The sequence below is a fragment of the Streptomyces sp. NPDC001599 genome (genome assembly GCF_042893535.1).
GTDB lineage: Bacteria > Actinomycetota > Actinomycetes > Streptomycetales > Streptomycetaceae > Streptomyces.
In genome coordinates, this window is sequence record NZ_JBIAVA010000002.1 from 593,613 (window position 1) to 607,206 (window position 13,594).

14 protein-coding genes are annotated in these 13,594 nt (G+C 72.4%); 6 read left to right on the forward strand and 8 right to left on the reverse strand.

Annotated elements, in window-relative coordinates; genetic code table 11:
* Positions 1–32: 32 nt before the first annotated feature.
* Positions 33–1,343 carry an MFS transporter gene (locus ACFYZ3_RS07395; protein WP_388514544.1) on the reverse strand — a complete coding sequence of 437 codons (1,311 nt, stop codon included), beginning with the start codon at positions 1,341–1,343 and terminating at the stop codon, positions 33–35.
* Between the two features lie 63 nt (positions 1,344–1,406).
* On the opposite strand from ACFYZ3_RS07395, the gene ACFYZ3_RS07400 reads away from it, so the two are divergent.
* The gene (locus tag ACFYZ3_RS07400) at positions 1,407–2,360 is read left to right on the forward strand and encodes a LysR family transcriptional regulator (protein WP_385964352.1); all 954 of its coding nucleotides are present in this window, start codon (positions 1,407–1,409) and stop codon (positions 2,358–2,360) included.
* A 21-nt stretch (positions 2,361–2,381) separates the two neighbouring features.
* Here the strand turns inward: ACFYZ3_RS07400 and ACFYZ3_RS07405 are convergent, their stop codons facing one another.
* A complete protein-coding gene (locus ACFYZ3_RS07405; protein ID WP_388514546.1) occupies positions 2,382–3,143 on the reverse strand; it encodes an alpha/beta hydrolase in 762 nt (253 codons plus the stop codon).
* A gap of 135 nt (positions 3,144–3,278) precedes the next feature.
* On the opposite strand from ACFYZ3_RS07405, the gene ACFYZ3_RS07410 reads away from it, so the two are divergent.
* On the forward strand, positions 3,279–4,469 hold the full coding sequence (locus ACFYZ3_RS07410) for an adenosine deaminase (RefSeq protein ID WP_388514547.1): 1,191 nt from the start codon (positions 3,279–3,281) through the stop codon (positions 4,467–4,469).
* Positions 4,470–4,609: 140 nt separating this feature from the next.
* Positions 4,610–4,978, forward strand: a complete 369-nt coding sequence (locus ACFYZ3_RS07415; protein WP_093456860.1) for an ATP-binding protein — start codon at positions 4,610–4,612, stop codon at positions 4,976–4,978.
* An 85-nt stretch (positions 4,979–5,063) separates the two neighbouring features.
* Here ACFYZ3_RS07415 and ACFYZ3_RS07420 read toward each other — a convergent pair whose 3' ends face one another.
* The 5 genes from ACFYZ3_RS07420 to afsQ1 all read right to left on the reverse strand — a co-directional run bounded on the left by ACFYZ3_RS07420 (position 5,064) and on the right by afsQ1 (position 8,935).
* Positions 5,064–5,267: a PspC domain-containing protein gene (locus ACFYZ3_RS07420; protein ID WP_003974070.1), complete on the reverse strand. Its 204-nt coding sequence runs from the start codon at positions 5,265–5,267 to the stop codon at positions 5,064–5,066.
* Between the two features lie 95 nt (positions 5,268–5,362).
* Positions 5,363–5,914 (reverse strand): VanZ family protein, encoded by a 552-nt coding sequence (locus ACFYZ3_RS07425; RefSeq protein ID WP_388514548.1) that lies wholly within the window; start codon positions 5,912–5,914, stop codon positions 5,363–5,365.
* Between the two features lie 128 nt (positions 5,915–6,042).
* Positions 6,043–6,654 (reverse strand): hypothetical protein, encoded by a 612-nt coding sequence (locus tag ACFYZ3_RS07430; protein WP_388514549.1) that lies wholly within the window; start codon positions 6,652–6,654, stop codon positions 6,043–6,045.
* A complete protein-coding gene (gene afsQ2 / locus ACFYZ3_RS07435; protein ID WP_388514550.1) occupies positions 6,654–8,261 on the reverse strand; it encodes a two-component system sensor histidine kinase AfsQ2 in 1,608 nt (535 codons plus the stop codon). Before afsQ2 ends, ACFYZ3_RS07430 begins: the two co-directional genes overlap by 1 nt.
* Positions 8,258–8,935: a two-component system response regulator AfsQ1 gene (gene afsQ1 / locus ACFYZ3_RS07440; protein ID WP_003974066.1), complete on the reverse strand. Its 678-nt coding sequence runs from the start codon at positions 8,933–8,935 to the stop codon at positions 8,258–8,260. Before afsQ1 ends, afsQ2 begins: the two co-directional genes overlap by 4 nt.
* Before the next feature lie 208 nt (positions 8,936–9,143).
* Between afsQ1 and ACFYZ3_RS07445 the strand changes: the two genes are divergently transcribed.
* On the forward strand, positions 9,144–9,875 hold the full coding sequence (locus ACFYZ3_RS07445; RefSeq protein ID WP_388514551.1) for a SigE family RNA polymerase sigma factor: 732 nt from the start codon (positions 9,144–9,146) through the stop codon (positions 9,873–9,875).
* Positions 9,876–10,124: 249 nt separating this feature from the next.
* On the opposite strand, the gene ACFYZ3_RS07450 is transcribed toward ACFYZ3_RS07445, so the two are convergent.
* Complete coding sequence (locus tag ACFYZ3_RS07450; RefSeq protein WP_388514864.1) at positions 10,125–10,727, reverse strand: uridine kinase; 603 nt, start codon at positions 10,725–10,727, stop codon at positions 10,125–10,127.
* A 192-nt stretch (positions 10,728–10,919) separates the two neighbouring features.
* Here ACFYZ3_RS07450 and ACFYZ3_RS07455 point away from each other — a divergent pair, with 192 nt between their 5' ends.
* The gene (locus ACFYZ3_RS07455; protein WP_388514552.1) at positions 10,920–11,324 is read left to right on the forward strand and encodes a hypothetical protein; all 405 of its coding nucleotides are present in this window, start codon (positions 10,920–10,922) and stop codon (positions 11,322–11,324) included.
* A 165-nt stretch (positions 11,325–11,489) separates the two neighbouring features.
* On the forward strand, positions 11,490–13,520 hold the full coding sequence (locus ACFYZ3_RS07460; RefSeq protein ID WP_388514554.1) for a bifunctional serine/threonine-protein kinase/glutamate ABC transporter substrate-binding protein: 2,031 nt from the start codon (positions 11,490–11,492) through the stop codon (positions 13,518–13,520).
* The last annotated feature ends 74 nt before the right edge of the window (positions 13,521–13,594 follow it).

Genomic DNA, 13,594 nt, shown 5'->3' on the forward strand with positions numbered 1-13,594 from the left:
ACAATGGCCTGTGCAGTCAACAAAGGCGCAGGTCAGCGCGGCAGACCCAGAGCCCTCACCGGCGTGCCCGCGGCCTGGCGGCGGGCCGCCAGCGACCCCGAGACCGTGATGACCACGACGCCCAGCACCGCCAGCACCCCCACCGCGACCGTGCCGGCCCAGCCGCCGGAGTGGAAGGCCACCGCCCCGACCGTGCTGCCCGCGCTGGAACCCACGTAGTAGGCGGACTGGTACAGCGCCGAGGCCTGGGCGCGGCCGTGCCGGGCGGTCTTGCCGACCGCCGAGGAGGCCACCGCGTGCCCGGCGAAGAAGCCCGCCGTGATCAGCACCAGGCCGAGGAGGACCAGCGGCAGGGACGGCGCCAGGGACAGCAGCAGGCCCGCCGCCGTCGTCCCCGCGCCCAGGTAGAGCGCCCCGCGGCGGCCCAGACGGTCCACCAGACGGCCGGCCGTCGAGGCCGAGACCGTGCCGACCAGGTAGACCAGGAAGATCGAGCCGATGAGGCCCTGCGGGAGGGAGAACGGTGCCTCGGTCAGGCGGTAGCCGATCACCGTGTAGACGCCGCCGAACACCGTCATGAACAGCGCGCCGATCGCGTACAGGCGGCGCAGCAGCGGGTTGGCGAGGTGGTCGCGCACGGTGCGGACCAGCACGCGCGGGCGCAACGAGCCCGGGGTGAAGTGCTTCGGCGCCGGCAGCAGCAGCCGGAAGGCCACCGCGCACGCCACCGCGACCAGGCCGATGACCCCGACGGCGACCCGCCAGCCCCACTCCTGGGCGACCCAGCCGGTGATCACCCGGCCGCTCATCCCGCCCACGCTGTTGCCCGCCACGAACAGGCCGATCGCGGTGACCAGCGCCCGCGGCCGGACCTCCTCCGCGAGGTACGCCGTCGCCGAGGCCGGGAGCCCGGCCAGGGCCGCGCCCTGCACCGCCCGCAGCGCGACCAGTGCCGGCAGCGACGGGGCGAAGGGCACCAGCAGCCCGACGCTCACCGCGACCGCCAGCGACGCCGTCATGACCGTACGCCGTCCGAACCGCTCCGACAGCGCGCTCATCGGCAGCACGAACACCGCGAGGCCGCCGGTCGCGGCGGCCACGGTCCAGCTCGCGTCGCTCGCCGTCACGCCGAGGTCGCCCGAGATCAGCGGCAGCAGGGCCTGGGTGGAGTACAGGAGCGCGAAGGTCGCGACGCCCGCCAGGAACAGCGCGAGACTCATCCGGCGGTAGCCGGGGCCGCCCGGTGCCATGCGCGAGTCGGAGGAGCCGGTGGAGTCGGGGACCGCGGAGGCGGCGGAGGCGGCGTCCACGACCGTGGACGCCCCGGTATCGGCGGGAGTCATGCCACGAAGGTACGAAGTCCCTTACTCATCCGTCCAATGCATGGAATGGCCATAATCGTTCCCATGGTGCATCAGCAAAGCTCACGGCCCCGCCTGTCACCGTCCGGTGACACAGAAGACATCGTCGCGCTGCTCGCGCCCCGCCTCGCACACTTCGCCGGTGTGGCCCGCACCGAGCACGTCACCCGGGCCGCCCAGGAGATGAACGTCCCCCAGTCGACCCTCTCCCGCGCCCTCGTCCGCCTGGAGGAGGACCTCGGCGTCGACCTGTTCGTCCGCCGCGGCCGCACCCTCGCGCTGACCGTCGCCGGACGGACCTTCCTCGGCTCCGTCGAGCGTGCCCTCGCCGAGGTCGAGCGGGCCGCCGACGAGGTCCGCGCCGACGCCGACCCGGCCACCGGCAAGGTCGCCTTCGGCTTCCTGCACACCATGGGCGCCGAGACCGTCCCCGGCCTGCTGCACGCCTTCCGCGCCGACCACCCCCGGGTCCGCTTCAGCCTCGTGCAGAACTACGGCGAGGCCATGCTGGAGCGCCTGCGCGCGGGGGAGCTGGACCTGTGCCTCACCTCCCCGGTCCCCGACGCCCCCGACCTGGTCGCCCGCCGCCTCGACGAGCAGAAGCTGCGCCTGGTCGTCCCGGCCGACCACTCCCTGGCCGGGCGCCGGCGCATCCGCCTCGCCGAGGCCGCCGACGAGATCTTCGTGACCCTGGAGCCCGGCTACGGCCTGCGGCGCATCACCGACGCGCTGTGCAAGGAGGCCGGTTTCCGGCCCAAGGTGGCCTTCGAGGGGGAGGAGGCGGAGACGCTGCGCGGCCTGGTCGCGGCCGGTCTCGGCGTCGCCCTGCTGCCGCCGCCCGCCGTGCCCCGCCCCGGCGTCGTCGAACTGACGGTCACCGCTCCGCGCGCCGCCCGTGAGATCGGCGTGGCCTGGCTGGCGGGCCGCACGGACACACCGCCGGTGGCGGCGTTCAAGAGGTTCCTGCTGTCGAGGAGGGGCAGTCTGCTGCCCTCCTGAACTCGCGACGGGCGCGGACGCTCACCGCCGCAACGACTTCCCGAACCCCGCCGCCAACGGCATCCGCAGCCCCAGCGGCGGGGGAGCGGCCAGGGCGTCCTCCACCGGGCGCGAGAAGGACTGCCCGAACAGCACGCCCATCACGAAGTCCTCGGCCAGCGCGGCGACCTCGTCCCGGTACTGCCGCAACCCGTGGCCGTCGGAATGCACCTCGAACCGGCACACGCCGCGGTTCGCCTTCTTCGCCCGGGAGGCGAGCCGGAAGGACAACTCCGGGTCGCTGCGCCCGTCGTTCGTGCCGTGCACGATCAGCACCTGCCGCCCGGCGAGCTGCTTCACCGGTTCGGGTGGCGCGGCCACGTCGTCCTCCGGCAGCCAAGGGGCGATCGCCAGCACCGAGTTGACGGCCTCGTTCCCCGCCGCGCGCAACGCCGCACGGCCGCCCATGCCGGTGCCGACCAGGCAGACGGGTACGTCGCCGTAACGCCGTACGGCCTCGTCGGCGGCCCACTCGGCGTCCCGGGCGAGGTGGGCCTCGGCGCCGTTCCAGCCTCGGTAGCGGTAGTGCACGACATGCGCGGCCAGACCCTCCTCCCGGCCCGCACGCGCCAGCCTGCGCCCCAACGCGCGCACGGACGCGGCCGCGAGCAGCGCGGAGGGCCTGCGGTCGGAGACCTCGTCCCCCTCGGGGAGCAGCAGCACCACGCCGCTCACCGCCGTCCCCTCCGGACCGAGCGTCCGCCCCAGCCGGGCCCGACGGACCGGCGTCGCTTGCTGTGCCATGTCAGAAGATTCTCAGAAGACCGGGTGTACGGAACCCGTCCGCGCGGTCACCGTTACATATCGGGGAGTCCGTACACCGCATCGGGTCCCGGCATTCACCCGGTGTTCTACGCGCGTAGGAGTTAGAGTGCGCAAATGACGAGCCAAAGCACCGAGAAGAGCGCCGCGGCGAACACCGCGACGGTCTCGAAGACCCCGTCGCCGGACCGGATCCGCCGGGCGCCGAAGGTCCTGCTGCACGACCACCTCGACGGCGGGCTGCGGCCGGGCACGGTCGTCGAACTCGCCCGCGAGACGGGCTACGCGGACCTTCCCGAAACCGACGCCGACCTGCTCGGCACCTGGTTCCGGCAGGCCGCCGACTCCGGGTCCTTGGAGCGGTACCTGGAGACCTTCTCCCACACCGTCGGCGTCATGCAGACCCGCGACGCCCTGGTCCGGGTCGCCGCCGAGTGCGCGGAGGACCTCGCCGAGGACGGCGTCGTCTACGCCGAGGTGCGGTACGCGCCCGAGCAGCACCTGGAGAGGGGGCTGACCCTCGAAGAGGTCGTCGAGGCCGTCAACGAGGGCTTCCGGGAGGGCGAGCGGCGCGCCCGGGAGAACGGCCACCGCATCCGGGTCGGCGCCCTGCTGACCGCCATGCGGCACGCCGCCCGCTCCCTGGAGATCGCCGAACTCGCCAACCGCTACCGCGACCTCGGCGTGGTCGGCTTCGACATCGCGGGCGCCGAGGCGGGTTACCCGCCCACCCGGCACCTGGACGCCTTCGAGTACCTGAAGCGGGAGAACAACCACTTCACGATCCACGCCGGCGAGGCCTTCGGGCTGCCCTCCATCTGGCAGGCCCTCCAGTGGTGCGGCGCCGACCGGCTCGGGCACGGGGTGCGCATCATCGACGACATCCAGGTCCACGAGGACGGCTCGGTCAAGCTCGGGCGGCTCGCCTCCTACGTCCGGGACAAGCGGATCCCGCTGGAGCTGTGCCCCAGCTCCAACCTCCAGACCGGCGCCGCCGACTCCTACGCCGAGCACCCGATCGGGCTGCTGCGCCGGCTGCACTTCCGGGCCACCGTCAACACCGACAACCGGCTCATGTCCCACACCAGTATGAGCCGGGAATTCGAGCACCTGGTCGAGGTATTCGGCTACACGCTCGACGACATGCAGTGGTTCTCCGTCAATGCGATGAAATCAGCGTTCATTCCTTTCGATGAACGACTGGCCATGATCAATGACGTCATCAAGCCCGGATATGCCGAGCTGAAGTCCGAATGGCTGTTCCAGCAGACGGCTTCGACCAGCGGTTCTTCGGAGTCCGACGGCTGAGTGCGGGACGACGGTAATACGGAAACGCGGACGGGCATTCGCCATCCGTCCGCATTTCGATGTTTGCCGCCGGGGGCGGGACGTGTTTACGGTCAAGGACCGCTCACATCCCCGTCACCCCATTACGAGGACGCATCTTCATGAAGCAGTCTGCTGCCAAGACCCTCGGCGTCGCCGCCCTCGGCGCCGCCTTCGCCGCCGCCGGCGCGGGCGCGGCCACCGCGGCCCCCGAGCTCCCGGACACCGCGCAGACGGTGGACTCCGTCGCCCGCACCCTCCCCGCGGAGACCGTCTCCCAGGTGGCGCCCGGCGCGGGCAACGTGCTGGAGCAGGGCCGCAGGATCTCCCACACCGGTCTGACCGTCGCGCAGCCGGTGGTCGAGCAGGTGGTCGCCGAGCAGCTCGCCGAGGGCCCGACCGAGCCGGTCGCCAAGCTGCTCGGCGGTGTGCCGCTGAAGGGGCTGCCCACCCAGGGCCTGCCGGTCAACGGCCTCCCGCTGGGCGGCTGAGCACCACCGCCTCCCGTACGCGCCGAAGGGGCGCACCCGGTCGCCGGGTGCGCCCCATCGGTGTACCAGAGGGGTGGTACGTCTTTCACCAGGCCGTACGGGCGGCCTTCTCCTCGGACGGGAGCAGGATCCACAGGGCCAGGTAGAGCAGGAACTGCGGGCCGGGCAGCAGGCAGGAGACCAGGAAGATCACCCGCATCGTGCCGGCGGAGGTGCCGAAGCGCCGGGCCAGCGCGGCGCACACTCCGCCGATCATGCGGCCGTGGGTGGGGCGGGCGAGGCTGGACATCGCGGCTCCTTCGTGAGCGTGTGGGTGGGGCTGCCCTCCGGCTTCCCCTTCATCTGCCTTCCACGCTACGGAGACGAACCGCACAAAGCGTCGCTCTACGGGGCGATACCGACCCTGGGAATCGTCGGGGTCCGACCCTGAGCGGGCTCCTCCTGGAGGACGCCCTCCCGCCCGCCCTGCCGGTACCAGCGGCGGAGCCGGGCCCGGGCCGCCGGGACGACGGCGAGGTGCGCGAGGGCCACGCCCACCGTGTTCAGCAGCACCGAGTCGATGTCGACGACCTGACCGGGCACCCCGGTCTGGAGCAGCTCGATGCCCACCGACAGCAGGGCGGCCGCGGCCGCGGTGCGCAGCAGGGACGCCAGCGGCGAGACGTGCAGCCGCCCGCCGGCCACCGGCAGCAGGACGCCGAGCGGTGCCAGCAGGGCCAGCGAGCCGCCGAGCGAACGGGCCGCCGCGCCCCCGCCCAGCGCCAGGTCGGCGCGGATCCCGGCGAACGGCTCCAGGTTGGGCGGCAGTACCCAGGGGACGTCCAGCGGCCGCAGCGCGTACCAGGCGACGAACGCGAGATGTGCGACCAGGAGAACACTTCCTGTCACACGGATGCGGAGCGCGGCGCTGCCGCCGAGGAACCCATGACGCTGCACGTCCCCCTAGACGCACCCTCCGCCGTGCGCGGTTCCGGGCTCCTACACGCAAGGGTGAGGCTTGCGCCACATGGCTCCCGCACGGCCTTCGCGCGGCACCCGCCCCGTGCCGCGCGGTGTGTGGCCCGTCAGCCGCCCGCGACCTCGTCGGCGGGCGGTTCGTTGCTGCCCGGCCGGGCCCGGACCTCGTCCGTGCACGAGTAGCGGCGGGCGGACCGGTCGGTGGGCCCGGCCAGGATCACCGAGCCGTCGCCCTCGGCCGCGGCGGAGTCGGAGAAGGTGCACACCACCTGCGCGAGCGCGTACGAGGTCAGGTCGTCGGGATCGGTACCCAGCCGCAGCGTGTCCTCGGGATCGCCGGAACGCGGTCCCGCCACCGTGATCCCGCGGCGCACGTCCGACGTGTAACCGGCCTCCTTCTCCGCTGCCGACGGCTGGGCCGCCAGCTCGTCCAGCAGCCCCTGGGCCACCAGCACGCGCCGCCCCGAGTCCGACGCTCCGTCCGGCACCCGCACCGTGCGGTCCACGGCCACCAGCGACGAGCCGCACAGCAGGAACACCTGCGCCGGCAGCCCGGGCGTGGTCCGCGTCGACACGTCCGGCTCGGCGAGCGAGCAGCGCACCCGCGACGGCGCGGGACCGTAGTCCGTGGGCACCTCGGTGGCCCGGATGCCGCACCCGGTCAGCAGCACGGCCAGTACCGCGAGCCCGGAGAGGGCCGGCAGACGGCGTACGGTCATCAGACCTGTCCCTTCGCGTCCTTGCCCTGGTCCGCCGTCTCCTCGTCGGCCCCGCCGTCCTCGTCGGCGGGCGGCGACGGGTCCTGCGGCAGCCGCAGGGTGAACACCGCACCGCCCTCCGGGGCGTTCTCGGCGGTGATCTCACCGCCGTGGATGTGCGCGTTCTCCAGGGCGATGGACAGGCCGAGCCCGCTGCCCTCGGAGCGCGGCCGGGAGGCGCTCGCCTTGTAGAAACGGTCGAAGACGTGCGGCAGGACGTCCTCGGGGATGCCGGGACCGTTGTCCCGCACCCGGATGACGATCTCGTCGTCCGCCCGCGCCACGGACACCCTGACCGGCGACCCGCCGTGCTTGAGCGCGTTGCCGATCAGGTTGGCGAGGATGACGTCCAGACGGCGCGGGTCGAGGCGGGCGTGGACCCCGCGCTCGGCCTCCAGGTCGACGGCGTCCAGCCAGGCCCGGGCGTCGATGCAGGCGGTGATCTGGTCGGCGACGTCGACGTCGTCCAGGACCAGCCGGGCGGTGCCCGCGTCGAAGCGGGTGACCTCCATCAGGTTCTCCACCAGGTCGTTCAGCCGCCGCGTCTCACTCACCACCAGCCGCACGGCGGGCTCGACCATCGGGTCGAAACTCCCGCCCTCCCCGTCGCCCTCGCCCGCGTACTCCAGCTCCTCCTCCAGCACTTCCGTCACCGCGGTGAGCGCCGTCAGCGGTGTACGCAGCTCATGGCTCATGTCCGCGACGAAGCGCCGCGAGGCCTGCTCCCGGCCCGCCATGTCCGCGACCCGCTTCTCCAGGTTCTCGGCGGCGCTGTTGAACGTGCGGGACAGGTCGGCCAGCTCGTCGGTGCCGGACACCCGCAGCCGGGTGTCCAGCTTCCCCTCGCCCAGCCGCCGCGCCGCGACCCCGAGCCGGTGCACCGGTTTCAGTACGGTCGTCGCCAGGGCCTGCGCGAGCAGTGCGGAGCCCAGCAGGGCGAGCGCGGTGGCGATCCCCAGCGACCAGGCGAGCGAGTTCAGGTCCTTCGCCTCCGGTTCCAGCGACTTGAGCATGTAGCCGGTCGGTCCGCCGCCGATCACCTTCGTGCCGGCCACCAGGTACGGGCTGCCGTCGTCGGTGATCCGCTGCCAGTACAGGTGGTACGGATGCTTGTTGGCCGAAGTGACCTTCTGTTCCTTGTTCACGGCCGTGCGCAGCGACTCGGGCACGTCGGACAGCGCGAAGCCGCCCAGGCCGCCGGAACTGCCGTACACGGCGGTGCCGTCGGCGTTCTCGGCGACCAGCAGCACCGAGAACCGCTGGCTGCTGTTGGCCATCTGCCCCGCCGTGTGCTGCACCTCGTCCTGCGTGGGGTGCTCGGGCAGCGCGCCCGCCCGGTTCTGCATCTCCTGCTCGAAGTCCCGCAGCACGGCGTCCTGGGTGCGGGTGAGCACCGCCTCCCGGTTCAGCCAGTACGCGATGCCGGACGCGGACACGGCGGCGGTGAGCGCGACCAGACCGAAGACGAGGACCAGCCTCAGGCGCAAGCTGGTGAAGCGCAGCCCGGACCAGAATCCCTTGCGCGCCGCGGCCAGGCCGCGGGTACCCCCCTGGTGTTCCCGTGTCACTGAGGCGGATCCAGCCGGTAGCCGACACCCCGCACGGTACGGATCAGGGTCGGGGACGACGGCACGTCCTCGACCTTGGCGCGCAGCCGCTGCACGCACGCGTCCACCAGCCGGGAGTCACCGAGGTAGTCGTGCTCCCACACCAGCCGCAGCAACTGCTGCCGGGACAGCGCCTGCCCCGGCCGCCGGCTCAGTTCAAGGAGCAGCCGCAGCTCGGTGGGCGTCAGCTGGAGGTCCTCGCCGTTCTTCGTCACGGTCATCGCCGAGCGGTCGATGACCAGGCTGCCGAAGCTCGCCGAGTCGGTCGACTCCCGCTCCCCGCGCCGCAGCACGGCCCGGATCCGGGCGTCCAGCACCCGGCCCTGGACGGGTTTGACGACGTAGTCGTCGGCGCCCGACTCGAGACCGACGACCACGTCGATGTCGTCGTTGCGCGCGGTCAGCAGGATGATCGGCAGCTGGTCGGTGCGCCGGATGCGACGGCACACCTCGAAACCGTCGATGCCGGGCAGCATCACGTCCAGCACGATCAGGTCCGGCCGCTGCTCGCGCAACAGCTTCAGACCGTCCTCACCACTGGCAGCGGTGGCCACCCGGTGGCCCTGGCGGGTCAGGGAGAGCTCCAGGGCCGTACGGATGGCGTCGTCGTCCTCGATCAGCAACAGGGAAGGCACGCGCTCATTCTGGCCCATGAGGGGGCCGGTGTTCGACCTGCGGGTGCGGTTGGGGCCCCACGACGCCGCCGGACCCTGTGAAGGAAGGGTGGTGCAGCGGTGACGGACCCCTGTGACAGCTCTGTGACAGTCGGCGGACACGGCCATGAAGTCACCGCGGCAAGCTTTTCGTCACAGGCAACCGGCAGTCCACGACGGGGGGCGCGAGATGAACACGCTGAAGGGCACCAACACCAGCGCAGTGGTCACGCGTCTGCACGACGTGCACGCACACCGGGGTTCCGAGAAGTCCGGTGCCGTGAGCGGGCGGGGGTGCGCTCGCGGCACCGGGCGTCAGCACACCGCGTACATGACGGTGGTTGACGCGAACACGGGGGATACGGGGAACACGGGGGACCGGGGGGAGCGCCGCTCCCTGTCGGAGGCGGAGTTCACCGCCTACGTCCAGGAGCGCCGCTCCTCCCTGTACGCGACCGCCTACCACCTCACCGGCGACCGCTTCGAGGCCGAGGACCTGCTGCAGAGCGCACTGTTCTCGACCTACCGGGCGTGGGACCGGATCAGCGACAAGGCCGCGGTCGGCGGATACCTCCGCCGCACCATGACCAACCTGCACATCAGCGCCTGGCGGCGCCGCAAGCTCAACGAGTACCCGACCGAGGAACTGCCGGAGACGCCCGGCGACATGGACGCGATGCGCGGCACCGAGCTGCGCACCGTCCTGTGGCAGGCGCTCGCCCGGCTGCCCGAACTCCAGCGCACCATGCTGGTCCTGCGCTACTACGAGGGCCGCACCGACCCGGAGATCGCGGACATCCTCGACATCAGCGTCGGCACGGTGAAGTCCAGCATCTGGCGCTCGCTGCGCCGGCTGCGCGAGGACGAGGTCCTCAGCTTCGGCCGTGACCAGGAGGACGCCTTCGGCGAACTGGTCGCCTGAAGGTACGGGCCGGGGGGACCGGCCCGAGGGGGCGGGGCCCGTGAAAAAAGTTTCGAGCCGGGGTGTATCAGGGGGAGGGACCCGGGCTCTTACTCACGGGGAAGCACCACGGGGGAACAACGGGGGACACGGGGGACGGGGATCACGGGGGATCCACGGGGGTGGAAAGGGAGCGGGACTGGAGGGCCGGGGGGTCCGTCCAGTCCCGCTTTCGCGTGTGCGTCCAGATGCCTTGCCCCGCGGGGCCGTTCACGCCGTCGTACGGGCGGTGGCGCACCGGCCCGCCGCCGCGGCCGCCAGCCGGCCCATCGCCTCGTCCCGGTCGCAGGCGTGGGCGCCCAGGGCCGTCTGCCGGGCGATGACCGACCGCTCAAGACGCATCAGCCGCCAGCCCCTGCGCAGCAGGAACGGCACCGACTTGCGGCCCTCGCGCAGGTCCCGCAGGAACCGGCGGCGGAAGGTCGTCAGCGGGCCCCGGCTCAGACACAGCGCGTCGGCCAGCACGCCCAGTTCCCGGCAGTGCTCCACCAGTTCCGCGGCGAAGACGCCCTCCGCGAGGAACAGCGGCGTCCGTCCGATGTCGACGGTCTCCTCGCCGGTGCGGGCGCTCAGCGAGATGTCGTAGACGGGCACGTCCGTACGCCCCGTGCGGCACAGCTCCCGGATGGCGGCGACCGCCGCGTCCGCGTCCCACGACGCCGGGTGGTCCCAGTCGATGTCGGAACTCAGGGGCACCGTCGGCAGCGTCGGGTCGGTGCCCTCCTTGTAGAAGTCGTCGAGGCGCAGCACCGGGAGGCCGGAGCGCGCGGCGAGGAGGGACTTGCCGGAGCCGGAGGGGCCGCAGAGCAGCACGACTCGCGTGGGTATGGGCGGATGGGAGCTCACGGGACACCAGTCTGAGGCATCCGACGGCCGCCGTACGACCCCGCGGGTGGACTTTGCCGCACGCGTCACATTTCGATTGCGCTGCGCGGTGACCTGATCACGGTGTGCGCTGTTTACAGGGCAGTCCGTAGCAATCCACACCAAGAGGTGGCAGCAGCGATGGCCCGACACGCGTCCCCCCGCACCCCGCACGCACAGCGCGCCCTGGTCGCCCTGGCGACCGCCGGGACCGCCCTGGCAGCAGGAGCGGCCACGGCCTCCGCGGACGGCGGCGAGACCATCGCCGGTCTGGCGCACACCCGCCCCACGTCCCTGGGCAACATCGACCCGCAGGCAGGCCTGGCGGCCGTGACCGGCACCGTCGGCTACGTCACCGGCCCGGTCGCCGACCTCAAGCCCAACCCGCTGGCCGGCACGGGCGTCGACCCGCTGGACAACGGCGTCGGCACGAAGGTCGCCGACTTCCAGCCGCTGACCTCGACGGCCCTGACCGGCCCGGTCGCCCAGGCCCAGTCCCTCGGCAGCGTGCCGGTGCTGGGGCAGGTGACGGAGCTGCTGCGCTGACGCGGTGCGCCTACGCCGGGCCGCGATTTCCCCCGAGGGAAGTCGCGGCCCGTCTCCGTTGCCGCGAGCGCCGGTTCGCTCTGCCCCTTCGCCACGCGGGTTCCGCGGGGCGGCCGTCTAATCTGTGGTGATCCACGTTTCGCGCAAGAGGTGCAAGGGGGCCGGGTGCACAACGACGACGGATTCAACGGGGCTGACGGCGGCGGCACTGAGGGGCAGCCCGAGGACCGGCGGCCGGCCGACTTCTCCCACGGCGGTCCATCCGTCCCCCATACGGTGATCGAGGGCCGCTACGAGCTGCTGGAGCCCATCGGCAGCGGCGGCATGGGCGAGGTCTGGAAGGCCCACGACCGGCGGCTGCGCCGGTTCGTCGCGGTGAAGGGGCTCCTCGACCGCCGGGCCATGACCCCGGACACGCAGAAGGCGGCGATACAGCGGGCCCGCCGGGAGGCGGAGGCGCTCGCCAAGATCGAGCACCAGAACGTGGTGACGGTCCACGACCAGATCGAGACCGCCGACCAGGTCTGGATCGTGATGAAGCTGCTGGAAGGGCGGTCGCTGGCCGACCTGTTGAGCCGCGACCGGGTCCTCGGCGTGCCCAGGGCCGCGGACATCGCCCTCCAGATGGCCCAGGGCCTGCGGGCGGTCCACGAGGCCTCGGTCCTGCACCGCGACGTCAAGCCGGGCAACGTCCTGGTGCGGGACGGCGGCCAGGTGGTCCTGGTGGACTTCGGCATCGCCACCTTCGAGGGCGCGGACCGGGTGACCCGGCACGGCGGCATCATCGGCACGCCCCCCTACCTGGCGCCCGAACTCTTCGCCCCCGCCGCCCCCGGCCCCACCTCCGCCTCCGACCTGTGGGCCCTGGGCGTCACCCTGTACGAGATGGTCGAGGGCCGCCTGCCCTTCGGCGGCAACGAGGTCTGGGAGGTGCAGGCGAGCATCCAGCAGTCGCCCGACCCCGTCCTGCGGTACGCCGGCCCCCTCGGCCCGGTCATCCAGGGGCTGCTGACGACGGACCCGGACAGGCGCCTGGACGCGGCCACGGCGGAGGAGATGCTCCGGGATGTCCTCGCGGACCCCGGCACGCCGACCCCCGCCAGGGCCGCCACGCCCGCACACCCGCCGACGGCCCGGCCCACGCCGCCCGCATCGGTGCCCGCGGTGACCGCACCGGCGCCCGCCGTGCCCGCCGCGCCCTCCTCCGAGGCCGTCCCCTCCGAGTCGTCGCCGGTGCCGGCGGCCGGCGGCCGCGGGCGGTTGTCGGGCTGGAAGGTGGCGGCCGCCGCGGCGTGTGTCGTCCTGCTGGCCGGCGGCGGCTGGCTCGTCTCCCAAGGCGACTTTGGGGGCGAGAAGGACGACGCCGCCGGGCAGCAGGGAGCGGGATCCGCCGGAGGCGACGCGGAGCAGGCGTGGGAGCAGTGGAAGAGCGCCAGGAAGCGGCTGACGATCGGTGCCAAGGAGGATCAGCCCGGGCTGAGCTTCTACAACAAGGACACCGACGTGTGGAGCGGGTTCGACGTCGACATCGCCTACGCCCTCGCGGACAAACTGGGCTACGACAGGGAACAGGTGGACTTCTACGGGGTGACCACGGCCAACCGGGCGAGCAAGCTGAAGAACGGGGAGGTGGACCTGGTCGTCGCCTCGTACAGCATGACGCCCGAGCGCGAGAAGCGGGACGGTATCAGCTTCGTCGGCCCGTACTACAAGGCGGGCAGCAGCCTCCTGGTCCGCAAGAACTCCGCGAAGTACGACCTCGGCGAAGCCGTCGACGTGAAGCGGAACCAGGTCGAGGTGTGCACGGCGCGGGACTCCACGTACGCGGACAGGCTGAAGGAGGACGGGTACACCACGGGGAAGTGGCAGCCCGACACCTACAAGGAGTGCGTGGAAAGACTGCTGGACAAGCGATCGAGCGTGTACGCGGTCGCCTCGGACGACGTTCTTCTCGCCGGGTACGCCCAGAACGATCCGGCGCACTTGAAACTGCTGCCCAGCGGCGCGGGCACGGAACCCTACGGGGTGGCGATGCGGAAGGACGACCCTCTCCTGAAGAGCAAGGTGTGCTCGGGGCTCCAGGAGATCCTGGGCGGAAAGGAGTGGGCGGAGATGTACATGAAGGACCTGTCCCCGCTGACGGGACGGAAGACCGCGCCGAGCCGGCCGGAACTGAGGCCCTGCTCGGCCCAGTGAAGACCGCGGCTCCTCCGGACGGGGAGGAGCCGCGGCCCGTCGGCGTCGATGCCGGATGCGGCGTCGGGTGACGG